This is a genomic window from Paenibacillus medicaginis (genome assembly GCF_042138635.1).
Classification (GTDB): Bacteria; Bacillota; Bacilli; order Paenibacillales; family Paenibacillaceae; genus Paenibacillus; species Paenibacillus medicaginis.
The window spans coordinates 1-24,522 of the sequence record NZ_JBHIRY010000049.1; the positions used below are offsets into that span (position 1 = coordinate 1).

The following is a 24,522-nucleotide window of genomic DNA, read 5'->3' on the forward strand; positions in this document are numbered from 1 at the left end:
TCCTTGCCCCGGAAGTTCACCTTGTCCCCCAGGTTCAGCCACTTCTCCGTTTCGACCTCATAATAGGTAAAATCCGCCGGGCTTGCTATCAATCCGGCAGCCTGTACCTGGCTATAGGCGGCCAGATCACGACCCACAGTAAAAGGAATATCCTGCGGCAGATCCTCCAACGCTCCGTCTGGGACCCCAATCCACAGCTTGGGCGAGGAAGCAGCCGATTCCGGGATGATGACCGCACCGCTGGCGGAGGCCAGCCTTTTGATAAACTCCCAGTCCGTCTCTCGGTACTGCAGCACAAGCGACTCCAGCCGGTCCGCACCACGAGTAGTGTCAATTATGTCTGCTCCGTCGTAACTCATGACCACGCGTTCAATCACTTCCGAGGTGCTTTGGCTTCCCAGTTGAAAAGAGCGGCTTTCCACCTTCCGGTCCAACAGGAAGGAATGGGAGACCGCCTCCAGCTTCAGCTGGTAGACTCCTCTCACTGTCCCGATTTCAAGCTGCTCGACCCGCCCGTTGAACAAGATCCGCACGGAAGCACCCTCTGCATCGGTTTCTTGTATTTCTACCGTCTCCTCATTCACCTTGAGCTGCACGCCTTGATCCTTATGTTCATCTGGTAACACCGCTGTAAGGTACATCCTGGCATGGCCCCCGACCCTGCGCCTGATTTCAAGCGTACCCAGGCTTTGAATTTCATAAGGAGCCACGAGCTTAATGTGCCCGTAGCCCTTCCATGTGTGTATCGCCGCCATTCCTTTGTCCCCCTCTCCCTGTGATCCCTTCAGATAAGAACTCACCTTCCATCAAGCCTGATCTGATTCACTCCGGTCGTCTCTCTTAATCTGATCGCTCCGGTCATGTCTTATCTGATCGCTCCGCTGCCGGAGCTACCCACGGACACGCCTCCCAGGTTCTGGCCATCATCCTCGATCTTGATCAGGCTGCCCGCATAAATGCAGGTGTTCGTGCATGGACTTAATAACGCTGGCTTCCCCTCGATCAATACGTCACTTTTTCCATTGACCCATGGCCCCGTGATGACCGGCACACAAGGGGCTTTTTGAACTCCCTCGACATCCACCTTGCCGTTCTTCACCGCCGGGTTCAGCTGATTCGTACAGTTGCCAAAGTTGATAATATTGACGCCAGGCAGGTAATCATCGATATTCAGTTGGGGCTTCTCCTTGATGTAGACTCCATGGCTGAACGGGATTTTCAAGCGGGTCAGCTGGGTGCCGCAGCTACAGCTCAAGATGGCTCCGGCCACCACATACGATTCCTGTGCAGCACCACCCTCGTTCACACTAAATGCGCCTTCGACTTGCATCCGGATTCCTCCTCACCTATTTGCTTTCAATCTAATATCAGCGAACTCTTGTTAGCCGAATCCCGTTGAAATCCCGCCGCAGCAGCCCTTCCGCCAGTGCCAGATGGATCAGCAGAATTCGCTCCCGCAAGCCGCCGACTTGCAAAAACATGCTTCCACCAGTACGGGTGTCATCAATAACGAGTCTGCGCAGCGAACCATCAAGCCCAAACTCGCTCTCTTCCGACAGACATTCAATCTGCGGTGGAACTGCCAGCCAGTACACCTCCTGGTGCTTGCGCTTGAGGTCTGTAAACGCCCCGGCGAAAAATTGCGTATCCGGAGTAAACTTTTCCAACACCCTCTTCAGCCTGTCCGAAACGAACGGAACGGGGTGCTCAATGAAATCCACATAATCAACCTTCGTCGCCTCCGCCACCTTAAAATGCAGATTTACAGCCGCAAGCTGGTGAGCATGGTCTGGCGACATCATCTCCGGCCGGACAGCATCCATCACGCCCAGCGGTCTCACCGCATTAGCAAACCGCGCATCCTGATTCAGCACAAAATAGCTCATCTGCCCACCTCTTTCAGCAGAGTGCTCCAAGGACCCTCCGGCAGCATGGCGCCTGCCAAATCCGCCCCTTCCAGCACGGCTCCCGTTAGCTTCGCCCCGGTAAAATCAACTTCACGCAAATCTGATCCCGTAAAATTTGCCTCCCTCAGATCCGCTCCGATAAAGTTTGTATCGCGCAAATTCGCTCCAGTAAAATCTGCATTGAACAGATTTCCCTCGCTAAAATCCGCCTCTCGAAGGTCGGCTTCCCTCAGGTTAGCCCCTCTCAGATCAGCCGCCCTAAAGTCAGCGCCGCGCAGATCGGCATAGCGAAAATCCGCGCCGCTCACATCCGCTTCCGCAAAGCACATCCCGCCGAATCCCGGCATGATCCATTCCACCCCTGCTTCCTCCGTTGGCCCTCCCCCTCTAATCCCAGTGAACACAGAATTCGGCAGACGACAGCCCCTAAAATCCGAGCCGTGCAAGGCACTAAAACTGAAATCCGCCCCTTCCAGAAGGCAGTTACGCCAATGCGTCCCGACCAGCATGCCAAAGGAAAGCCGTGCAAACGACAGGTTGCACTGCCGGAAAGCGGTATAACGGAAATCCAGTCCAGGATAATCACCGCCGGACAAGTCCGCTCCTTCCACACCCTGATAAGCGTATTCGCCTTCAAGCCTGTCCCCAAGCCATTCCCGCACAACCGTGCTGTCCAGCTCCCGCTTGTCCTCCTTATAGACGGTCACGCTATGATCCATATACTCCCCGACTCTAAGTTCAAAGACCGGGGATTTCGCCAAGTCCTGAAATTCAGGCAGCTGCACAGCCTGCGGCATGGCATAACGGATCAGCTCGGTGACGTAGCTGTGGAAATGGACCGTCTCCGCCAGCTTCAGCTTTTCCAGCAAAGGCATAGGAATCTTGCCCACATACATCCGCGCGGCAGGCTCCCACTGCTTCTCCAGTCCCTTCAGCGGCTGAAAAGCCCATTTCGGGTCGTATTCCATCTGAACAGGCTGTCGGTCAAAAAACCAGCGCTCATCAAACGCTTCCGCCACATACGCGGGTTGCCCGTCCATCAGCCCCGTGCGCAGCAGAGAATACGTGATATATCCGATTTCTCCTTTGTCACCGGACCGCTGACCGTCCAAAATCCGGTGACAGAACCGCCGGAAATGCTCAATGAAATGGGCGGCCCACTGCTCCCGCAGTCTGCGGTAGTCCTGCTCCATCTTCAGCAGCGCTGCGTGGTGCCAGGGCAAAACTACGGTCTGTTTGAAGTTCTCTAACGCCTGCTCATCGTACATTGAATTCCCTCCCCTCTGTTCCAACCATCCGAATACAAATCGCTAATTCGTGTTCAATTCCGTTCCAATGACTTTGGTGCTTCCGTTCATCAACAGATTGCTCTCCTTGCACGTCAAGCTGATTTCATCTTTGGCGGAAATGGCTACATTTTGCCCCGCGTCGATCATAATGTCCTCTTTGGCAATCAGCTTGATCATCTGGCTGCTGGAAATTTCAATGCCGCCGCCTTCATTCAGCCGGATGAAAATCTCCCCGTCCTTGCCTGTAATGACAATCTCCTCCGGCCCCATTAACAGCTCTTTTCCCGCAGCAGTGCGGAAATATTTCATGTCCGGATTGCTCAGCTTGTTGGTCTGGCCCTCCTCCGAGTTTTGCCGCACGGAGCTACTGGCGACGCCTTCCTCTTCCTTGCTGCCCGGAAAATAGACACGTACATGATCGCCGACCTCCGGCATGCAGTACCAGCCGCTGTTACCTTCCGCCGTATACATGGATGCATAGGGGAAGCAGTGTGCGGTTGCTTTGTCCTGTTTTTCATCAATATACAGATGGACCTGGACGGTGTCCTTTTGGATCCCAATGACTCTTCCCTGAATGGAAGCGCCAATAATGCGCTCATTATACAGCTTGCGCTGCCGCAGCCCTCTGCGGGAGCACAGCACATATCGATGTACTAGCAGGCCGTTCCTCATCTCGGAGTGGGTGCTGCGCACATAGAGCAGGCGCCCTTGGAACTCAACGGCGTTGCCGAGATCCAGTACCTTTTCCGTCTCGACTTCGTAGAACATGAAATCATTTTCGTCCAGGCTGGCACCGTCATTGGCGGAATGATAGAGAAAGTCGGATACTTTTTTGCCTACCTGATAATGGTAGTTGTCCAGTTTGCCTTTAGACGGAGTATCGTAAACGCCAAAATAAAACTTGGGATAGCTGAAGGTGGATGCAGGCATAAGTGAAGTGTAAAAACGGGAGGCCAGACGTTTGAGAAATTCCCAATCCGTTTCCTGGTACTGCATGGTGAAATTGCCGATAGAAGCTCCGCCCGTCGCTTCGTCCATCACGTCAAAGCCTTCGTAATCCGCTGCCACCAGGTCCAGCAGTTCATCATAGGTCATGCCGTGATTTTGAAAAGAACGGTTTTTCTTTTTGACGTCCAGCAGGTAGGTATGAGATACAGCCTCGACCTCCAGATGATAAACGCCTCTTACCGCCTTAACGCCGACGTTCAGCACGATGCCGTGAAAGAGGGGGATAGTGTTGCCCTGTTCATCCACCTGGCTGACCTCAATCGTGGTGTCGGCTTCCGTCATTTCCACATAGCTTTCCTTTTTGTCTTCCGGGACGATGCCGGTCATTGTTAACCGTGCATGATCGTTAAGCTCTTTCGAAATGGTAAGATTCTGGAGACTGACAAGCTCATAAGGAGCGATACGCAAATTCCCGTAAGTGACGGCTGCTGTACTCATCGATTTAATCCTCCTTCGGCAATTTCATGAACCTGGAGAGAATCCAGCATGCTCAGGGCGGCCGGCCTCCAGGCTTTCCTGTCTTCTTCCGTGCAGTTGAAGGTACAAATCAGGAACCGCTTGTCCAAGGATATAAAAATCAGCAAATTATAAATATTCGTGTTCAAAGCGGGAGACATGAACTCACAATAGCCAAAGGTCTTCTCTTCCGTCCGCCTGACACCGTCCCCAATCCATTCGCGAACAGGCTGGGTAGAGCGGGTAATCTGCGCCATCGCATCCTTGAACTCCTCCACATCCGCTTCATCCAGCACATTAGCGGTATGGTTAAAAGTTAGATTGACGGTCAGGTCATCATTCGTGAAGATAAGAGCCGGGCGCCGTTCGGAAGGATATTTCACTGCGGCTTCCTGCCTGGTCATCTGTCTGAATGTCCGAAGCATGGTGATCCGAACCCGCCCGTCAAACAGCTCCTGCTCATGGAACAGCACCTTTTCCCCATCAATTTCTACCAACAGCTCCGACAAGTCTGCGCGGTCAGCCCTGCTAGAGGGTGCAGACTTGTGCCGAGCTTCCGCCTCGTTCAGCATAGCCATCACTTTTTCATCCATAGGCTTCATACGAATCCCTCCTCATCTCATAAGAAAAACGACTATCGACGTACATTCAAAGAAGACAGACCGCGTTTAACAAACAGGCTTGCTCGGGTTCTCGTTTGTACGTTTTTTCGCACATAACCCTGGCACAGGGACCTCTCTAGCCCTCGTTTGTACGTTTTTTCGCACAAAACTCTGGCACAGGGACCTCTCTAGCCCTCGTTTGTACGTTTTTTCGTACAAAACCCTGGCATGGGGACCTCTCTAGCCCTCGTTTGTACGTTTTTTCGTACAAAACCCTGGGGAAGTTTTTCTTGCGATGATAGAGTTGTTCAGCTCCGCTGAAAATTTATAAATTCTATCATCTTAAAAATATCCCCGCCTAATCCACCATCATCCGCTGTGGGCCACTGCGCCTATGTCCGGCAAGCGGCCTTTGCCCGCCATTTTCTTCAAGAATCCTGACCAGAGCCTGATGCAGCCTGAGCCGATCCTTCTGCAAATCACTCAAATCTTTCAACCTCATACCGGACCGTGCAGCCAGATAGTGAAGGAGCGTTTCCATTTCAATGCGTTCCTGATTGAGACCCAGCAGCGCAAAAGACAAATCCGCCGGGTGGGTGCTCCCCCTGCCGAGCAGCTCCCTGGCAAAAAACTTGAAAATCACTGGAACCAGCGTACCCTCCCCTCTGCCCGCATTCCGGGCATGCAGCAGGTTCAGCGTATTGAATTCTGTCGCCAGATCGGAAAAATCCAGATAATCCGAGCGCAGCACCGCCCCTTCCTTCAGCTTGAATCTGCCCAGCTCTACCTCGTCGGAAGCGGGCGGCCGCTCCTGCAGAACAAGCCTGCCCACGTAGCTGTCGAAGTCGGCGGATGACTCGGCTTTTTCAAAATGAACAACCAGCACGGTTTCCCGGCCTGTTGCGGTATAGGGCACCTCCTGCGCTTCTTCCATCAGATAGAGCCGCCCGTCATACTTGATAATGCCCGGCGCAACCGTCAAGGTCTTCGGACCGACACGGATATCGGCACCCGTGATAATGCCGTCCGTGTACTCCTGGTACCGGACATCCAGAAAGGAGCGCGGATAATCTCGCAGGCTTTCCAGCATTGCGGTTTTAAGAATCCTGCCCTTCTCAAACAGGGGCCTCGTGTGCTTGAACAAAAGCCCCCACCTCCTTTCCCTCATTCCTCTCATACAGAACCAGGTTGGCTGTCCAAGCCCTTCTGCAAAAAATCCTCTTATGTTGACCGCTATTTCGTCCCGTCAAAGAAATCCAGCTCGGACAGGTCGTTCTCAAAAGCAAAAAAGCGCTTCACACCAAGCTGCAAAATCTCATCCTTCCGGGCTATCGGCACGACATGGAATCCCCAACGGCTACCGCCTGTGAATATAAAATAGCGGGTCTCGCCATTGCTGATCGAATCCGTATCGTCCTGCGGAATTTCCTTTCCGTACAGCTCCGCAATGTCCTCGTATGTGACCGGCCGGAACTTGTCCAGCCGGTTATGGTAGACATGACGGCGGGATGCCGGTGCACCGCTTGCAGTGAGGAAAAACTCCACCTCGACCGCATGCGACGGCCGCGAGATATAACGCGCGGTCCGCAGCGGAGCCAGACTTTCGATCAGCTCTTTCTCCTGCCCAGTGTGGGTATAAGCGCTAACCGAATATGGAATGGCTGGCACATCACTGGTCAGAAGCGGCTCGATCCGCCCCATCTTCTTCGCGTTCAGATAGCGGATCGCTCCCCGTACGCACGCCAGCTTCAGCTCCGGCACCCGGTCCGTATCCTCCGCTTTCTGCCTGAACTCGATGCTCCGCCCTGGTACAAATTCCTTCAGGGCCTCGCGGAACACGTCGATCCGGCAGCTTTGGCCGGTCAGCTTGATGATCGAATAGTCCTGCAGGCGGCCATCCTGGTAGATATCCTCCAGAAATTTGCGTACAATGCCGTAGATATCCGCCTTGAGCAGCTGTTCAATCTCACGGATGTTGAAGGTCACATCAGGCAGTCTGTACTCCTCCCGGAAGCGCCCGTTCTCCAGCACCGAGACCATCCAGCGGCTCATGACCGCAATATTCAGATCCGTGTCAGCGGGCGGCACGTGTTCCGCCTCAAAGCGGCTGCGCAGAATCCCCGTCCGCCGGAAAAACTCCCGCTTCATGTGCTCGGCCGCGTCCCACAGCAGATAAAAATTTCCAAGCACCCGTTCATATTCCTCACGATTCGCATGCTCATACCGCCTGTAGGCTGTGGGCAGGATCGCTTCAGCCTCACGGTAGCGCCGCTCCAGCTCGGCGTAGAGTGCATTGACACCGTGATCGTCCACATACCGGTAGATGTCGCCGGAGGACACGCCGATCAGGGCGTCGATCTCCGTGTCCGGCAGCCGTGTTTCGGCGGCATAATAACCGGCGAATACGATTTTCATATACTGCATGATCCGGTAGGTCAGATTGTTGCCGCCGAAATTTGTATCCCCATTCTCATAGGTGGTATGAATGTCCAACTTGTAAGCGATGCGGCCGTCCTCGATACGGAAGCAGCAGGAGGACAGATCCGTTGTGCCGCCGCCGCAGTCAATGACAAGCGCCTGATATTGCCTGCCGTCGGCGAACGTTCTTCGTTCCATCTGATCCGCCAGCGTGTTATACAGGACCGCCACTCCTTCGTCCAGGGCATCTGCCGCTTCAATCCGGTACTCCGGTAAAATCTCACTGAACATTTCAATAAACTGCGCCTTCAGCTTGACCGGCGCGGACAGATGCAGATGGCGAAAGCGGCATTTAAACTGCTGCTCCGCCGTACCGACCACATAACGGATGAAGGAGGCCAGAATTTCACTGCGCGGAGCGCGGGCCGTGTTGCCGACCGGGTCCATCAATTCCTCTGTCCGCTTGTAATCATTCACCCAGCGCTTGATGCCCCGCATAACGGTCCCCCGCGTCCCCGCAGCACGGCTGCCGCGCAGGGCGTCTTCCCCGAACGCATATACAATGCGCTCCGGATTGGAGCAGTCCTCTACGCTAACTGCTGTAGGCAGCACCTCAAGCCACTCTCCGCCAGGCCCGTCCGCCCCTGGGAACGTTACATAGTTGATCTCGTTCAGCCGAATTCGGCCGGACGCTCCGCTGTCGGGCATCGACACATATCCGCTGTCCAGATAGGCCCCGGCCGACGTGTTGGAAGTGCCGAAATCAATCGCCAGCACGGCCTCCGTCCGCTCGGGCGTGCGGATGGCCAGCTCCGCGACCGGAACCCGCACCGCATGCAGGCTGGCCGGGAGCAAAGGTCTGTCCCCGTAGTAGGCTTCATGCAGGTAATCCGAATCCTTGCGCCGGAAGAACAGCAGGCTGTAGTGCTGATTGGCGGTCCTGCGCAGCTCGGCCGAGCTGTCGCGGGAGAGGTAATAAAGGCCAACATCCATCCCGTCCTTCACCAGATTAAGAATACCGCACATCTCTCCGAGCGCATTGACGATCAGCACATTCGTTTCATCCAGCCAGGGCAGCTCCGCCTCTACCTTGTATCCGTCCATACGGCCGAGCCGGATGTCCTCGTACAATACGATCTTGGCCGGCACCCTCATTCGTCCGGCATCCTTCCGGTCTGCCCCCAGATACTGGCGAAGCGCCCTTTCCAGGCGCTCGAATCCGCCCGGGTGGGGTTTTCTGATCAGCTTGGTGCTGTCCGCTCCGCGAAAACGCAGAATAAGCTGAATCAGCTTGTCCCGGTCGAGCGGATTGGCCAAGCCTTCAACCAGCCGCTCTTTATTGCATATGCTGCGAAGCTGGAACGTTGTCATCTGCTCCAGCTCAGCTCTCGTATATTTCGCTGTAAACCGGACTCCATCGGACGCCATGGAGTGGTTGTGCAGCCGGTATGTATATGGTCCGCTCATCCTTCACTTGTCCTTTCTTTAAGCCCTCAAGCCGCCTGCTCAAGCGGACAGCGCCGGGCAAGCTCTCAACTCGCTCAATACAAAGCGATTTCATCCATCCGCATCGTGCTGTCCGTGTCCATAATTCCAAAATGCCTGCTCCAGTAAATCTCCGTATGAAAACGCGCCGGAAGAAACAGGTCCATCACGAGCCCGACCCGGAGGCGGGAGGCATCATTCTCTTCCCGTCCCACATAAATGAGCAGCTCATCCTTCTCCTCACAGTTGGCATAAATAATCGAGCGGGGAAAAAGATGGCGCATCGCCTTTTTGAACAGATGAACCGCTTCCCCCGTTTCATACAGACACAGCAGATTCTCAGCCACGGCCTCCTGTTCCGCCTGCCCAAGCTCCGCAAAGCGCTCTCCGTTCCGTGCACCAAAGGTGCCCGCGGCAACATCCCGCATCATAAACCGGATATAATACTCCCGCCGGTTCATCCCCTGATACAAATCGATCTCGGCCAGGAAATGAATCAAGAGATCAAACAGCGTTTCCCGCAGTTCGGCGTCCTCTTCCACGGCAGGTGCAAACAAATCTCGGAATATGGAATAGAAACGGTAATAGGGATTGATTTCAACCACCTGCTCCGGCGCAGAGGCATTCAGCTCGGACAGGCTCAGTTCCATATAAGGGGAATAAGTGGCGGCCGGTGCAAAACGAATGTCTTTCGTATTCAGCTCCATGCTGCGGGCACGCATCAGCACATCCCAGATATAGTTCATGCCCATACCCCCACACAGCGGTATTCGGGAAAATACAGCTGCACTTCCGAGACGATAAAGCTCATCAGGTCGCCGCTGATAAAAGCAGGGAATGCTTCGGCATGCTCCAGCCTGCGAAAGCCCAGTCGCATCACCAGCTTGCTTTCTTCGTTCCGCACATGGTCGCTGACAAACGAGTTCAGCGGATAAGTAACCGGATCTGCCCCGACAGCGGCAGGTTCTACAATATCGACCTTGTCCAACTCCAGCCCTTCTCCGGCGGCAAAGGAATGTACAATCCGGGCGATTTCCCCCTTGGCGCGAACCGCGATGCCCTGCTTGTAGGCGTAGCGTCCGGCAAAGCTGTCCTGACGGGTGTTGGATACAAGTCTGTACAACTGCCTGCCAAGCCGGACCTCCACCGGCCGCGTCACCTTGAGCACCTCCCATTCGGCTGCCTTCGCGCGCGGTGTCACCACGGTCAGATCCTGTTCAGTCCGCTTGATGTAGCGGACGTCCCTATCTTCGCCCGCATGGACAAGGTAACCGTGCTCCACGCCGGTTTTGCGCAAAGACAGCACATGCTCGTAATTGATCCTGTCGATAGCCGGCACCGGAAAACCGTTGTTCTTCAGCTCCAGCCGCTCCACATTCCAGAGCGGAATGAGGTCCTGTCTCCGGAACGTGTCGTATTCCTCCAGCGACACTGTAATTTCCCGAATCTCTTCATGGGGGTCCGGCTCCCCTTCCCCGCCCGTCAGAATCACATCGACAAATTTCCGGATGTACGGATGGTTCACCGTTCGCCACGGAATGCCGTTTTCCAGAAAGACATGGTAGAGGCGCTCAATCTCCTGCACATAAACGTTGTCAGCGCTCAACCTGATATCGATCCGGTAGCTGCCCGCATCGGTCACGACCTGGCCGTGGAACAGCCTGCCGCTGCCGACAAGCTTCAGGATCTCGGCGGTGTCCATCTCCATGAACAATCCGAATAGCTTGACTTCCCCGCTTTCACGGATCACCTGTGCCACACGGTTCATATCCAGGGTGCTGCCCGCTACATCCGCCGGAAGCATCGGGTACAGAAACTCATGGATCGGATCGAAGTCTTCACGGGTGCAGATCGATCCGTAAATATCGTACTGCCGTCCGGGGTCCTCCAGTTCATCGAACACACGCTGCTCCAGCTTGTGAATCATCTCCTCCTGATACTCCACCAGATTGAGAAACACGCCGGTCATCAGGTTCTTTAACTGCTGCCGCTGCCGCAGATCCTTCATTTTCCCCAGCCGGTCCTGAACAAGCTCCTTCATCCAAGATCCCCCTTCCCTTACTTCTCGCCACCTGCGCCTGATTCTGCCGCTTCTTTTCCGCCGATATTCCCCTTATCCTGAGAAGTGGCAGCATCTTTCCCCTCATCCTGCTGCTCCTTCACGGCTGCTGCTGCGGCTGCAGCGGCAGCCTGCTCCATGGCGGCCTGCTGTGCGGCAGCCTGTTCCGCCGCTGCCTGAGCAGCTGCAGCTTGCTCTGCGGCGGCTTGCTGCTCGGCAAGCGCAGCTTCCTCTTCCTGCTGCTTCGCCTTTTGCTCGTCTTCAATTTTGGCAATGGTACGCTCCATGGCCAGCACGCTTTCCAATTTGCCGATTCCTTGGTAAATCTGCTGTGCACCCGCATAAGCATCGATCGCACCACTGTAATTTCCAGAGCTCAGCAGCCGCTCGCCGCTCGCTTCCAGCTTGCCTGCCCGGATTTCCTGCAGCTCCTGCTCGATGGCCGTTATTTTATCCTTGGTCTCCTGCAGCTTGGTGCCAATCTCCTCAACAGCGGATTCGTAGCCTGCCTGGACGGCCGCCTTATTTGCCTGCTCGTACAGCTTCAACGCCTCCGTATATTCCCCGGCCTGAAACTTCAAATCTGCCCCGTTCATTTGACCGCGCACATCCGCATAAGCATCCAGATCCTTGATCTTCTTCTCAATGTCATCACTGCTTGAAGCGAGATACACATTGGCTGTTTTCAGTGCCTTTTGGTAGCTAGTCTTCGCATTCTCAAAATCCCCTTGATCGGCGTATTCGTCACCGTCAACGATCGCCTGCGACAGATTCAGCTTATTCGTAAAAATCTTCTTATTCACCAGGTCTTTGATGCGGTTGGCGGCATTTCTGGCTTCACTGTAGGAGCCAACCGCCTTCCCAAAGTTCCCCATCTCCGCATAGTCGTCTCCACGGCTCCCGGACTCCACCATTTGCTCAAGCGACTCCGCCTTCTTCTCCGCCATTCTTGCCATGGCAATCCACGTCCCCCCGCCCGTGAGCAGCAGAACCAGCAGCACAATAAGAATCCGTTTGATCAGCTTGCGCCGGTTCTTCGGCTTCTCCTGGTAAATTTTGTTGGCATACACCGCCGCAGCCGTATAATTCGGCACGATCCGGCGCTGACGGCTGAGAAGCACCTCCTCCAGCGTGTCAGTCAGATCGGCCGGGCCTTTGGATCCTTCAAGCGCGCCCAGCATTTCCGCCAGCTCGACATTTTCCCACATGCCGGGTGTAGCCATCAGCAGCACATCCCCGTCAGCAAGCTTCGTTTTTTTGGAGAAAAAGGCCCGCACCCCACCAGGCTTGCCGAGATACTCGAGCAAATTGTTCCGTTCCTCGTGTACATGAGCCTTATCCTCCGGAACGCGTCCATCATTCACCAAGGACTGGGCCAGACTGTGGTCCCTGCTGCGGAAGTTCAGCCTTTTCCCGCGAAAGTGGTACAAGCGGACATTACCGGTGGCGGCATACACAATGCGCGTATAGTCCGTGACAACCATCAGGAGGCTGGCCTTCAGCCGCACACGCCGGCTCTCGAACTGCAGCCATTCCTGGGCATCGCGCAGCCCGCGCTCCAGACGCCTTTTGGACATGGACGGCTTTTCCATGAAATTTTCCAGCACAGCCTTCACCACCATCTCGGCGCTGTTCAGCTCCCGATCGGTATCAAGTCCGTCAGCAAGCACATAACAGGCCATGTCCTCGGTCTCCATATAAGCGAAATAATCCCGGTTGTCGATGAAAGAGCCTGCTTCTGTCACAAAGGCTGTCTCGAACTCGCTGTTTTCCTTACGCATGTGTACCTCCGTCTTTCCTTTTTACGCCTGGAGGCCTGCGCCTCCCTGATTAGGTGTGCATTTTCTGTAAAATGACCACCGTCGCGTTATCCTGACTGCGCAGCCCTTTGGCCTCGATTTGTGCAATGATGTCATCCGCTATATCCTGGGGATGGTCATGCTTGTGCAAAATGTTCTCCATCTCAATCTCCGTTAATGTCTCATGAACACCATCACTGCACAGCAGCACCAGATCGCCTGCCTGGAGAGGATAGGGAGCATCCCCGATCTCCATCTGCTCGAAGCCTTCGTAGCCCAGGTAATTGGTCAGTTGATTGCGGACCGGACTGGATACAGCCTCCTGCCTCGTCATAACGCCTGCAAGCACCTTCTCCTCCAGCAGCGTCTCGGCCGTATGCTTGGAATTGACCGGTATAAATTCTCCATTGCGGAAAATGGTAATCAGGCTGTCGCCAACAGCTCCGTAATACATATTTCCATCAGCAATCACGACCGCGGCGAGCGTCGTTCCTCCGCCCTGCCCGTTCAGATTCTGCAAAATTTCACGATTGCTCTTCACTGCAGCCCTGGCCAGATAATCCGCCAAGTCGTCCTCCCGCCCAGCCTTGGAAAACTCCTGTGTGAACATCTTCACTGCCAGCGTGCTGGACATCCGTCCGTTGCGCAGGCCGCTGATTCCGTCAGCGACAACAGCCAGTGTTCCGGCTGACGCCGTCATACTTGCGAAATAGTCATCCTGCTCTTCGCGGGTCCCGATCGTCTGACCGTTGCCGATCCGAACGGCATCAGACGCCGGACCTAGTTGCTGAACGTCTGCCGGCTTCGCCAGCCTGAAACGGATGACAAACAAAAGCGCAACCAGACAGGCTGCCGCGCTTACAACATAATAAAGCTGAACTCCACTTTCCTCCGGCACTCTTTTCACCCCAAAGCCAGCCTGAATCGACTAGTTGTTGTTATCCCATTCAAAATGCTGTCCGCACAGCGGAATAAAAATAAACTTGCTTCGTCCGAGCTGGATCATGTCATAAGCGTTCAGCTCGACCGGCGAATACACAGCTTCATCGTTGTGGTACGCAAGGCCGGATGCGTCTCCGGGAAGCAGGAAAAAGTTGCGCTTCTTCGGGTCGTACACAATTACGGCGTGGTTTCTGCGGGATACTGAGTTATCGCCAATAATGCGAATCTGCATTTCCTCCGCCCGGCCGATGAAGTTTTTTTCCGCCATGATGCGGTAATCCTGTCCTACCTGCGCGCCTTCAATACAAACGAGCCAGCCGGTGACCGGATGAATTCCTGTCGTTTCGCCCAGGTAAGGCATCGTTTTGTCATCTTCCCCTTGCTGCTGCACGTTTTGACGTCCGGCCGGAGCCTCGGAATGCACCGCTGAATTGCAGTATGGGCATGTGTAGCCATGCTTGCGTGTACTGAACATGTGGCCGTTCGGGCATCTTGTCAAACTCATCGTCTATTTCCTTCCCCCGTCTTCTTGAAATCAGATTGTTATTTCACCAGCAGCCTGGTGTTGGCAATGTACAGCAGATCTCCCGGACCGAGCTTGTACAGCTCGCCGCTCTGCAGCCGCTCGACCGCGCTTTTTCTTGCAGGCCGCAGACCCGTTCCGCTCGTTGAATCGATGTCCTCCACGAACCATTCACTGCCTACCCGGTTCAGGACCGCGTGCTCGGCACTGACAAGCGATGCGTATTCACTGTTCGAGAGATCGATTTCGGCCTCCTGCCGGGCATTGCTTTTCCCGATCAGCAGTGAGGTCTCCCCCCTGATGTACCACTCCTTCACCGGCTCGCCGTCATCGTCGAGCTGAACCAGCTTTGCAATCTCCTTGGATTTCACGTCGCTCCCGGAACGCTTGCGTATTTTCATCCATGCTGCAGGAGCAGGAACGCCGCCTGCTATAACTAGATAGATCAGGGCACAGACCGCCACTCCTGCCGCCGTTGCGGCCTTCAAATACGCAGCTCCCGGCTGTGCCATCACATACAGGACTGTAACGATCATAATGGTCCAGATGGCGATATCCACGATAGGAAGCCAGATGCCTTTGACCGGTTTTGTCAAACCAATCTCCCCTTTGCCGCTTGTTTATCCGTTTATTTGCGGAAGCCAAAAAATTTGCCAAACATATCGTCCGCATCCAGAGGGCCTTCCTGCTTTTTGCCACTCTTCCCGGGTGTTCCTTGTTTCGTTTTCGGATTAAAGCCGAAAAATTTCTCAAACTCCGCTGCCATGCTTGCCGCATCCGGCGGTGTATAGACTCCGGTTCTTGCTGTTCCCTGATCCCTGCCGGCGCCGCGCGGGTCCCCCCTCTCCGCAGTCCGGCCGCCGGAGCTTTCTTCCTGTCTGAGCCTGTCATCGTATGCCTGCCGCGAGGCTTCGTTGCGCAAGGTTTCATAAGCGTCATGAATCTGCTTAAACCTTTGCACGGATTCCTCACTTCCCTGATTGGTATCAGGATGGTGCTTTTTGGCGAGCCTGCGGTAAGCCTGTTTGATTTCCGCCGCCGAAGCGTCCCGGCTGACATCGAGCAGTTCGTAATAATCGGCCATTGCCTCTTCTCTTCCTTTCCCTTGCATTCGTGGGTGATAATAAATTTTAAGAGGCATGTGCATGCCTCTTAAAATTTCCCGCCTTACAGACGTGGTACGAAAACTGCGAAAACCGGAACCCGGATTATACCGCGTAACCACCTTCGATCGTAGCCAGTTCGGTTTTGTCCTTTTTCTGTTTGACGAAGAGGGTAAAAGTGCCTACGCCTTCGGTGTCGCCAAAGCTTTCGTTATAGTCGACTACAAAAGCGTTCGGGAAGTGGATCTTGCGTATGACTTGGTCAGCCGCAATCACTTCCAGAGTAAGCTTCCGGTAGCAGTCCGCCTTTTCGGCAGGAACGAGCGACCACAGCGCCAGCTTCATCGTATCGTCTGCACTGTCCCCATCGGTAGCCGTGATGATTTTGCCGCTGATGCGCAGTGTGGAGCCGACATCCGTGGAGCGGGCGTTGGAGTCGTCTGGAGTGTCCGTGTCATAAACTACCTTTTGGATGTTGTCCATCCCAAGCTCAATCGTTTCTTGTCCTTCTACCAGCAATTTGAATCCCATTTGTGTTGCCTCCTTGAAATGAAATATAGTGGTTTCCGGAGCGCTTGCGCTGCCCCGGAATTTATGTATAAAGGCGAATCTTGAGGATAGCGCCTTTAATACCTTATTGAAAAATCCCATTACGCTTTAACCGGGCTGGTGCCCTTCGTGATCATGACCTCGAGGTTCTTGACATTGCCGTTAAAGACCAGATCGATATGGCACATATTGCTCTTCTCATCGATCACATAGCTCATGTCGTCCCCATCGTGAATGATCGAGTTGACGAAACCGCGGCTGCCAAGCCATCTGCTCTTCTGGCTGCTCGGATTGTTGCTGAAGAAGCGTACGATATTTTCGTGCTTGAAATCCCCGGTCTGATAACGGAGAATGCGCTCGATATAAGTGCTGACCAGCGTTTTATAGATGGAATCAAAGCCGTCCTCCGCCAGCGCCATGCTTCTCGCTTTATACACCGTAATGCGGCGGATGTCCTTATCCTGCAGCTGGGCGTTTTCCGACGAGAATACGAAGCCGAAATTTTTGCGGTTGATCGAATCCTTGATCTTGTTCGTGAAGCCTGTTATTTCCTTTGCCATGGTCGTTACCATGCGCAGGCTATTGTCTCCGGCTTCAATGTCGAAGCGGACGCCGGGGTAATCCTTGTTGATTGTTTTGAACGCTCCACGCAGATATTCCGGACACTGGTAGGCAGCCACAAGCCCGGCCGCAACATAAGCCGCTCCGACGTACACGCCTTCGATCCACAGCTTCAGAATATCTTCCTTCTCCTTGGACAGCGCTGCCCCGTTCTCGGTTTTCAGCATTTTGCTGTCGATAATGACACCGGATTTTTCCTTCGGGATGATCGTGAAGTTCGGCACACATGGTACGGCAAACTCACTGTATTCCCTGCGCACCAGCGGCGCACATTTGTCGATATACTTGTCGATGCCCGACGTGGCCATGCTGTTGAAGGTCGTGTCTTCGCCCGACTCAAAGTTGAAGAACATCTGGATTTTGTAATCCTTGACCACCTGCAGCAGCATGGAGAGCGACTCCATGGAGTAGCCTTCCTGCTTCACGACCTTCTCGTTGCCCTGGAAGCGCTGGCGTGACACCTTCACCTTGCCGGCGGTCTCCAGCTCAATCGAAGGCACAATCCCGAACCAGATCGTATCGCTGAAGTCATTCTTCGAATTGACCGTGTTCAGGAACGTTTCCAGACGCGGGATATTGCTGCTTTTGACGAGCATATCCAGCTTGGCGTTGGCAACCAGCAGAGTAGGCAGCATGCCTTTGTTCTTGGTAGCGTATTGGTCGAAGAACATTTTGACCCCGAGAATTTTCTCCACCAAAGGCTTAACCGTTTTGACAAAGTCATCCTTGGCGTTTTTGTAAAATTCCAGGTAGGTGTTATAGTTCTGGATTTCCAACTCCACCTTCACTTCCGCCTGCACCGCGGGCAGCGGCACAAATGTGCGGACCACCAGATCCTGCACGTAGTTGGAAGGACTCTCGGAAATGGAGTTGTAATCTTCCTCGAATACGGTCGTCAGGCCGTTCGAGCTGTTCTCATCCAGCAGCATCAGCTCCTGGCTGTCGCTCTTCGGAGCCTCGACAATCTTGAGCTCACCGCTTTCGCCAATCGTCAGCATACCGATTTGCACCGGCTCACCGCCGTTCTCCTCCTGTGTACCGCCGAGCAGAAGGCGTGTCTTGATATCCTCGATCGCAAGCGGAAGCATGGCCATGACGTTGTTATAATTCTGGCTGGCTTCTTCGAACATCGCGTTAAGCTTGTCGCCCATATCCAGCTTTTTCGGATCACCGTCGTCCAGCTTCTCGTACTGGCCGTACAAATAGTGAATTTCCTTCCGGACTTGACGGATATCATCCATCACCTTTTTTGGGGAAATCATATCGAGCAGATTCTCGAATTTGAAATCCACATTTGTGATGCCCTGGCTGCGCTTTGTATCGATCAAGGTAAACAGCATTTTCAGGAAGTCATTATGCTGGTTCACCATGATCTCGGAGATCATATCATCCGGGATGCCCTCAGGCTTCTTGAGCGTGTACATCACCTTCTGGTTGGCAGCGTTGAAAAAGGAATAGACGGTAGGTGAAAATTTGTCGAGGAACTCGTCGAAGCTGCGCACCAGCAGGTGCTCATTGATTTCCTTGATCTTCTCATCGCTCAGGCTGTCGATTCCTTTGACATCCCCAACGATGGTAATCAGGTCGAGCTTCTCGGGATTAATCTCTTCAAAAAGCATCGTACGGTTGGTTTGATTGATAATCTCCATTGCGGTTGGCAAGGGATAGACCGTTGTTTGTCGAAACTTCAGAGTTCCAGCCTATCCGCTTGCCACCTCCTCTCTCTGATTTATATCGGATCGGCCGCAAGTTAGGGACCCCCGTCCCGTCACTTCATCCGTTTCCTCCTGGTGTATGTATGAGTACCATGTTAACTGTAACAACCACAGTTAATTCCAAAATCTGACGATATCTGAGAGGATCATACTTTAGCACCTCAATTTTTGTCAATTTGATTGTATTTTCGCAATTATTTCATATTTATGGGTACAAATACTTATTTCCAGGAGATAATATGCACCTAAATGAAACATCAATATGGAAAAATTTGATTCCTTGGTTCTATTTCTATAATTTTCTATTGATTTTCCGCTTTCTTTTGTCGATAGTAATTCATTAAGTGATTTTTAGGATATTTTTGGAGGATTAGGGCTCATTTAAGAATATGTCGAATATATCCCTTAGTTCCTAGTTTCCTTGAAATACAAGCACTCTTCATCGGCCTGGATGGGTCAAATCACTAAAATAAGGGGGGGAAATCATGAAATACAGGATACATATCAAAACTATTTCACTTAGGGCTTTTCTCCTGTTTTTCGCATTTTCGACAACTTTTTTTTCGGAGACTCCCGGATATGCGTCCGCAGCGGGCAGTGAGGCCGGATATGACGCCGTTTTCGTGGTGGATACGAGCTATTCCATGACAGAATCCGACCCTGAAGGAATCGCTACCGAAGTGATCAATATGTTCATGGATATGAGCGAGGCTTCCCAGACACGTGTCGGATTTGTCGCCTACAACCACAGAATTGTAGCGTCACAACCGTTGACCTCCGTGTCGGTAGCCGCGCATAAAGCACAAATCCGGCAAGAAATTCAGCGGCTCATTCCTTCGGGGTACACAGATCTCGGCCTGGGCTTGCGCCAGGGCGCCAAGCTCCTGTCCGACGGGACACAGGAAGGAAGAAAGCCGTTCCTGATCCTTCTGTCTGACGGGGAAACGGACTTCGGCAGTTCCTCCGGAGCACGGACCAAAGCAGACTCCACAAAGGATGTGTCAGCTGTCATCAAGACAGCCCAGAAGGACGGATATCCGGTCTACACGATCGGGCTTAACCATGACGGAACCGTAAACCGCGAAGAGTTGGAACGGATCGCAGCCCAAACGGGAGCAACCTCCTATATTACTAGCAGCGCGGATGACCTGCCTGAAATATTCAACAAAATATTCGCCGCCCAGATCCGCTCCAAGCTGGTGCCTTCAGCAGCCATTAGCGCCACCGGCGCTCTGCAGGAAGTTACTGTAACCATACCGGATTCCAGTATGGAAGAGGCCAGCCTCATCCTGCTGTCTGAGCACAAGCTGAGAGAAACCCAGCTGTATTATAACTCGCAAAACATACGCAGATATGAATCCGACAAATACACCATTCTCAAAATCGGCCGGCCTGAAGCAGGCGAGGTCAAGCTGAAGCTGCGGGGTCAGCCCGGAGATTTGATCAAAATCAATCTGCTGGGCAGCTACGGCTTTGAAATGCGCTCCGCTATGACTCCAGTCAGCGCAGAGGGTGCAGGGACAAGCGGGCCGGCAGGGAACGGCAAAACATCCGAGGTATTGAAGGGGCAGAAGCATCTGTTCGAGGCTCATCTCGAAGGCCGGGATGGCGGGGAAATCAAAGACGCCGCATTGTACGGGCCGCTTAAAGCGGAACTGGTCATAACGCCGGCGGACCCGGGCAAGACGGAGCGTGTCCCCATGACTTATACGGATAGCCTGTTCCGGACGGAATACCTATTTCCCGAGACCGGCAAATACACCTGGCAGATTCGGCTGGATGGGCCGGAATTTTACCGCCACAGCACGGCACAGCCGGTAAATGCCGTGAACGGGGCGCCTGCCTCTGTCGGGGACCTGAACGTATCCGCAGTACCTGAGGACGGGGAAATCAAGCTTGAACTGGACAGCTACTTCCAGGACCCGAACAATGATCGGCTGGTTTACACCCTGGCGGATAAAAATACGGCCTTCCCGCTTGGCGAGCCTCGTATATCGGACGAGGGAGCATTGATCCTGTCCGCACCAAGAGCGGGGAAGGCTGATCTGACGCTTACCGCCACCGATCCTGACGGCGCGGCCGCCACCGCGAGACTTCATATTAGCGTGCGGTCCGGCTATACCGTTCTCTTGTGGACGGTTGTTGTAATAGCTGCAGCAGGAGCGCTTGCTGCAGTTCTGTATTTGCTGCTCCGGGCAAAGCCGCAGTTCACCGGAAGGCTGGAGGGACTTTTTCTGGCCACAGCCAGCGGGGAGGATATTCCGGTCAAGTCATGGCCTCTTACTTCGTTTTCAGGCCGCAGAGTCACCCTCGCCGAGCTGTTTCATACACTTCCTGTGTACGAGCCGCTTCCTGAAGCAGAGCGGATCGTATTCAGCGCCGACAAACAGGGCAGGCTCTTGGTCAAGCATGATACCCGTTGCGCAGTGCAGCATGGCAAACAGCTCGTCCCTCCGGGCAAAAAAACAGCACTCGGTTATAACGAAAAGCTGTATATCACCTTTGAGGACGGCGTAACCGAAATCGAACTGCGCTATAAGGCGATCAAGCCAAATACCAACATTTACACCGATCATTTAACGGTTAAAATCACCTCTTGAGCGGTGAGCCGGACGTACAAAAAAAGGAAGCCCGGCGAATGCGGCTAATGTGCCGATATTCGCTGCAGCTTCCTTTTTTTCATCAAATACTCCGCCCGCAGGGCACGCTTGAACCAGCCAAGCGATTTACAGCGCTTATGGGGGTGCAGAGCCAATCCGTAGCGGATGATCCGATCCAGCAAGGGGGAGATGCCTTTCCCCGCAGCAGGCGCCAGCGTGTCTTCGAACAGCCTGCGTTTCACGTCAGGGGGAGGCGCGCCGGTGCAGCAGCGGTACATGATCGCCGCCACACTATAAATATCCGATACCGGCCCCTGCTGTGATGTTTTCGAATAAAACTCCAAAGGCGAATAACCCGATGTGGTCAAGATCGGATGATCCTGTTCCGCATAACGTACAGCAGATCCAAAGTCAAGCAGCTTCACTTCACCCTCTGGGCCAATCATGATATTGGAGGGCTTGATATCTCTGTGAATGATGCCGTGTGTGTGGATATGATCCAGCGTTTCCATCAACGGCAGCAGCGTATCGTGCATCAGTTGAAGGTCCCCCTCCCGCTTGTCCAATATGTGCGCAAGCGTTGTCCCTTCACAGAACTCCATGACAAGATAGACTGTCCCCCGCTCCTCGAAATGATCGATGTAACGGACGATGCCCGGATGTGTAAATTCCTGTAAAATCATGGCCTCCTGCAAAAAGAGGTCCCTGAACTCAGCGAACTTGGGCCGCAGCGTCCGCTGGGGACAGATCACCTCTCTTCTGTCCTGCCCCCGTGCCGCCAGAGCTGCCGGAAACAGCTCCTTCACGATCACTTTCTCACGGGTGTTGACTTCTCTGGCGTTATACACGACGGATAAGGCGCTGCTGGACAGAACGGACCTGATTTGATAGGTGCCGCGCAATTTGGTGCCGCGGGGCAAAACCTCCTCCCAGCCGCTGATTGCCTGCTTATCACTGATCAACCTTACCAAGCCTCCTGCATGCTTTTCTGCTACCTGTACCGTACACGATACAGTTCTTCACTTCAACCCTGAAGTGTCTGTGTTTTTAGCATAAGCTTGCCGGTAAGTGTCCTTAAATCATCCGACGCTGATGATATTTCCTGCATAATAGCCGTCTCTTCATGGGCCGCACGATTGATTTGCTGCGCTCCTTCTGCGAATGAAGCCGACATCTCCTGAATCCGGTTCATGTAATTGTACGTCTGCTCCACCCGGCCGGTCTGCTCGGAGACGGAGTTTTCCAGCATGCGCACCCCGTCCACGAATTCGTCAATGATCCGGTTAAGCTCGTTCAGCGTTGCTTCCACTGAACGGGTGCGGCCCGCTTCCTCTCTCACCAACGCATTTTGCTGCTGCATGAGCGAGACCGCTTCCGTAATCTGCTCCTGAATGCGGCTGATCATCTGGTTGATTTCTTCGACCGAAGAGGAGCTTTGGGACGCAAGTGTCCGGATATGCTGGGCTACTACGGCGAATCCGCTTCCCTCCTCTCCCGCTCTGGCAGCTTCGATGGAAGCGTTCAAGGCGAGCAAATGGGTCTGCTCGGCAATTTCCTTCACCGTACCGGTGATGTTCTCGATCCGTTCCGCTTCCCGTTCAAGCCTCAGGATCACCTCATGAGAACGCTGATGGGACTCCGACAGGGCATCCATCCCGCCCATCAGCGAAGAGAACAGCGACTGGGTCGAACGGACGGAGCCCTCCATATTGCCCGAAAGCTCCATCATCCGGTTGGATTTCGAATGCATCAGCCGGAAGTCCCCAAGCATCTGGTCGGCTGTCTGCAGGGACAGCTCGGAAGCCTTCTGCTGCTCCTCCACCCCGGAGACAATACCGTCCACCACATTCGACATGGATTCAATTTGCGTGGTCGCATGTGCGATGGCCGTGCTCAATGTTTCGGCATTATGTGAGGTCGTTTTTGTGCTGTAGGAGATTTCGTCCAACATGCCCCCGATATGGGCCAGCATGTTGCGAAACGCATCGTACAGAACTTTAATCTCATCCCCGGATCGCCGCTCGGGAATCACAACATGCCAGTTACCGTCTGCGGCTTCCTCCGCAGCCTTGGCCAGACGGACAATCGGCCGGGTCAGCCACCTGGAGGTCAGCCAGCCGAGAATTCCCGTCCATATTACACCGAGCAGCAAAATTATCGATACGTAGAGCCAGTCCGCCATGCCGGGAGCAATCCAGTCCTTCAGCACAAAGATGAAAAACGAGCTTGTCCCGTATGTAATAGCGGATATTGCTATAAAACCTGCAACCATTTTCGTTCCCAAGGATAATTTCATGCTTCACACCTCTGATATCGCTTTTTAAGTCTAATTTACCAGTAAATCCTAGCGTTAAGTGTGACAAATATCATTGATATGCTAAATTTTAAGAATAAAGTCACCTTTTATTTAGGTCTTTTCTCTCTATACGCGCCTATGCTCGCACACTTCCCTGAAATTGCAGCTTCCGCAAGCACGCCGGGACGGCATCGGGGTGAAAAAGGACATCGGCTTCGGCTTGTTGTAATACTCATCATCCAGGCAGGATTTCATCTCTTCAATATATCGGCCCACATTCTCTTCAACTTTAGCAATTTCCTCCTGCTCCGGCTTATAAGCTTCACTTTCTCCGGTAACCAGATATTCCACCCGCAGCTCAAGCTGCTCCAACGGAATATTATACTTCTCCCGCACATAGGCGGCATATAAATACAGCTGGTCCGAGAAGTCCCCCTCCTTGCCCGTCTTCCAGTCCACAATCACCATCTCGCCGTTTTGCCGCCTGTATAGCAAATCCATTTTGACATATACCTTTGTCTCATGGAGAAGCATCGTGTCCCATTTCTCGACTTCGACGACCTGGGCCCGGCCGGCGCTTAGTTCCTTCCATGTTGCGGATGCGGACAGGTTGCGGACAATGGCGCGGCGGCGGTCGTTAATGATGGAAATCCGGTCATGGAGCGTTTCCTCTCCGTAATAGATTTCAGACAGCATGATACGCTGCTTGGGCTGGCTGAGCCAGGTCTCCCGGTCCTGGGATTCCTTATAGCCCTGGTTCAGCATCTCCCTCATAACCTTGTCTAAAAATTCCGGTCGCGGCGGTTCACGGCGCACATCCAGCGCACGAATGGCCGACTCGCACATACGGTGAGCCAGATCGCCGAACAGCAAATATAAATTGCTTAGCTGCTTCAGCCGGTACAGCGCGGCCTGCTCCTCCGTGGCCTGCTCCCGATTCCAGCCGTTGTGGGAACCATAATAGTGAAAATAATATTTGCGCAAGCATTCATCAAACGTATTGGCCCTTGATTGAGAGTAGGACCAGGGTGGATACATAGCCAACTTGGCCGTCCCCTCCTTGATAGAGGTTATTCAAAAAGTCATCTTTTGATCACGAAGGAAGTCAGGAAGCGGACTCGACATCGAATCTTGAATTCAGCCGGGACTT

At 53.6% G+C, this 24,522-nt stretch carries 21 protein-coding genes; 1 reads left to right on the plus strand and 20 read right to left on the minus strand.

The window, feature by feature from the left end; all coding sequences use genetic code 11:
- The 17 genes from ACE5LO_RS26355 to ACE5LO_RS26435 form a co-directional block, all read right to left on the minus strand.
- A partial coding sequence (locus ACE5LO_RS26355) for a contractile injection system protein, VgrG/Pvc8 family (protein WP_375522887.1) occupies nt 1–755 on the minus strand: 755 nt, incomplete at its 3' end.
- 110 nt (nt 756–865) lie between these two features.
- Nucleotides 866–1,330, minus strand: a complete 465-nt coding sequence (locus ACE5LO_RS26360) for a DUF4280 domain-containing protein (protein ID WP_375522888.1) — start codon at nt 1,328–1,330, stop codon at nt 866–868.
- A gap of 37 nt (nt 1,331–1,367) precedes the next feature.
- Nucleotides 1,368–1,886, minus strand: a complete 519-nt coding sequence (locus tag ACE5LO_RS26365) for a serine protease (RefSeq protein WP_375522889.1) — start codon at nt 1,884–1,886, stop codon at nt 1,368–1,370.
- Nucleotides 1,883–3,175, minus strand: coding sequence for a pentapeptide repeat-containing protein (locus tag ACE5LO_RS26370; protein WP_375522890.1), 1,293 nt, complete (start codon nt 3,173–3,175; stop codon nt 1,883–1,885). The genes ACE5LO_RS26365 and ACE5LO_RS26370 overlap by 4 nt, the downstream gene beginning before the upstream one ends.
- Nucleotides 3,176–3,217: 42 nt before the next feature.
- A complete protein-coding gene (locus ACE5LO_RS26375) occupies nt 3,218–4,642 on the minus strand; it encodes a contractile injection system protein, VgrG/Pvc8 family (RefSeq protein ID WP_375522891.1) in 1,425 nt (474 codons plus the stop codon).
- A complete protein-coding gene (locus tag ACE5LO_RS26380) occupies nt 4,639–5,262 on the minus strand; it encodes a hypothetical protein (protein WP_375522892.1) in 624 nt (207 codons plus the stop codon). Before ACE5LO_RS26380 ends, ACE5LO_RS26375 begins: the two co-directional genes overlap by 4 nt.
- Before the next feature lie 358 nt (nt 5,263–5,620).
- Nucleotides 5,621–6,406 carry a DNA and RNA helicase gene (locus tag ACE5LO_RS26385; protein ID WP_375522893.1) on the minus strand — a complete coding sequence of 262 codons (786 nt, stop codon included), beginning with the start codon at nt 6,404–6,406 and terminating at the stop codon, nt 5,621–5,623.
- 89 nt (nt 6,407–6,495) lie between these two features.
- Nucleotides 6,496–9,147, minus strand: a complete 2,652-nt coding sequence (locus ACE5LO_RS26390) for an Hsp70 family protein (protein ID WP_375522894.1) — start codon at nt 9,145–9,147, stop codon at nt 6,496–6,498.
- A 74-nt stretch (nt 9,148–9,221) separates the two neighbouring features.
- The gene (locus ACE5LO_RS26395; RefSeq protein ID WP_375522895.1) at nt 9,222–9,911 is read right to left on the minus strand and encodes an iron-dependent peroxidase; all 690 of its coding nucleotides are present in this window, start codon (nt 9,909–9,911) and stop codon (nt 9,222–9,224) included.
- The gene (locus ACE5LO_RS26400) at nt 9,908–11,206 is read right to left on the minus strand and encodes a normocyte-binding protein (protein ID WP_375522896.1); all 1,299 of its coding nucleotides are present in this window, start codon (nt 11,204–11,206) and stop codon (nt 9,908–9,910) included. Before ACE5LO_RS26400 ends, ACE5LO_RS26395 begins: the two co-directional genes overlap by 4 nt.
- 17 nt (nt 11,207–11,223) lie before the next feature.
- Nucleotides 11,224–13,005, minus strand: a complete 1,782-nt coding sequence (locus ACE5LO_RS26405; RefSeq protein WP_375522897.1) for a serine/threonine protein phosphatase — start codon at nt 13,003–13,005, stop codon at nt 11,224–11,226.
- A gap of 49 nt (nt 13,006–13,054) precedes the next feature.
- Nucleotides 13,055–13,921, minus strand: coding sequence for a PP2C family protein-serine/threonine phosphatase (locus ACE5LO_RS26410; protein WP_375522898.1), 867 nt, complete (start codon nt 13,919–13,921; stop codon nt 13,055–13,057).
- A 30-nt stretch (nt 13,922–13,951) separates the two neighbouring features.
- The gene (locus ACE5LO_RS26415) at nt 13,952–14,470 is read right to left on the minus strand and encodes an FHA domain-containing protein (RefSeq protein WP_375522899.1); all 519 of its coding nucleotides are present in this window, start codon (nt 14,468–14,470) and stop codon (nt 13,952–13,954) included.
- A 38-nt stretch (nt 14,471–14,508) separates the two neighbouring features.
- Nucleotides 14,509–15,084, minus strand: coding sequence for an FHA domain-containing protein (locus tag ACE5LO_RS26420; RefSeq protein ID WP_375522900.1), 576 nt, complete (start codon nt 15,082–15,084; stop codon nt 14,509–14,511).
- Nucleotides 15,085–15,116: 32 nt separating this feature from the next.
- Nucleotides 15,117–15,629 (minus strand): DnaJ domain-containing protein, encoded by a 513-nt coding sequence (locus tag ACE5LO_RS26425; RefSeq protein WP_375522901.1) that lies wholly within the window; start codon nt 15,627–15,629, stop codon nt 15,117–15,119.
- Nucleotides 15,630–15,696: 67 nt separating this feature from the next.
- Entirely contained in the window at nt 15,697–16,122 is a 426-nt protein-coding gene (locus tag ACE5LO_RS26430; protein ID WP_375522902.1) for a membrane-associated protease 1, read from the minus strand.
- 119 nt (nt 16,123–16,241) lie between these two features.
- The gene (locus ACE5LO_RS26435; RefSeq protein WP_375522907.1) at nt 16,242–18,410 is read right to left on the minus strand and encodes a transcriptional regulator; all 2,169 of its coding nucleotides are present in this window, start codon (nt 18,408–18,410) and stop codon (nt 16,242–16,244) included.
- Between the two features lie 551 nt (nt 18,411–18,961).
- On the opposite strand from ACE5LO_RS26435, the gene ACE5LO_RS26440 reads away from it, so the two are divergent.
- Nucleotides 18,962–21,076, plus strand: a complete 2,115-nt coding sequence (locus tag ACE5LO_RS26440; RefSeq protein ID WP_375522903.1) for a vWA domain-containing protein — start codon at nt 18,962–18,964, stop codon at nt 21,074–21,076.
- A 44-nt stretch (nt 21,077–21,120) separates the two neighbouring features.
- On the opposite strand, the gene ACE5LO_RS26445 is transcribed toward ACE5LO_RS26440, so the two are convergent.
- From ACE5LO_RS26445 to ACE5LO_RS26455, 3 genes are all read right to left on the minus strand, one after another.
- Nucleotides 21,121–22,038: a serine/threonine protein kinase gene (locus tag ACE5LO_RS26445; RefSeq protein ID WP_375522904.1), complete on the minus strand. Its 918-nt coding sequence runs from the start codon at nt 22,036–22,038 to the stop codon at nt 21,121–21,123.
- 62 nt (nt 22,039–22,100) lie between these two features.
- Entirely contained in the window at nt 22,101–23,372 is a 1,272-nt protein-coding gene (locus ACE5LO_RS26450; RefSeq protein ID WP_375522905.1) for a methyl-accepting chemotaxis protein, read from the minus strand.
- Between the two features lie 126 nt (nt 23,373–23,498).
- On the minus strand, nt 23,499–24,416 hold the full coding sequence (locus ACE5LO_RS26455; RefSeq protein ID WP_375522906.1) for a RecB family exonuclease: 918 nt from the start codon (nt 24,414–24,416) through the stop codon (nt 23,499–23,501).
- Nucleotides 24,417–24,522 lie beyond the last annotated feature (106 nt).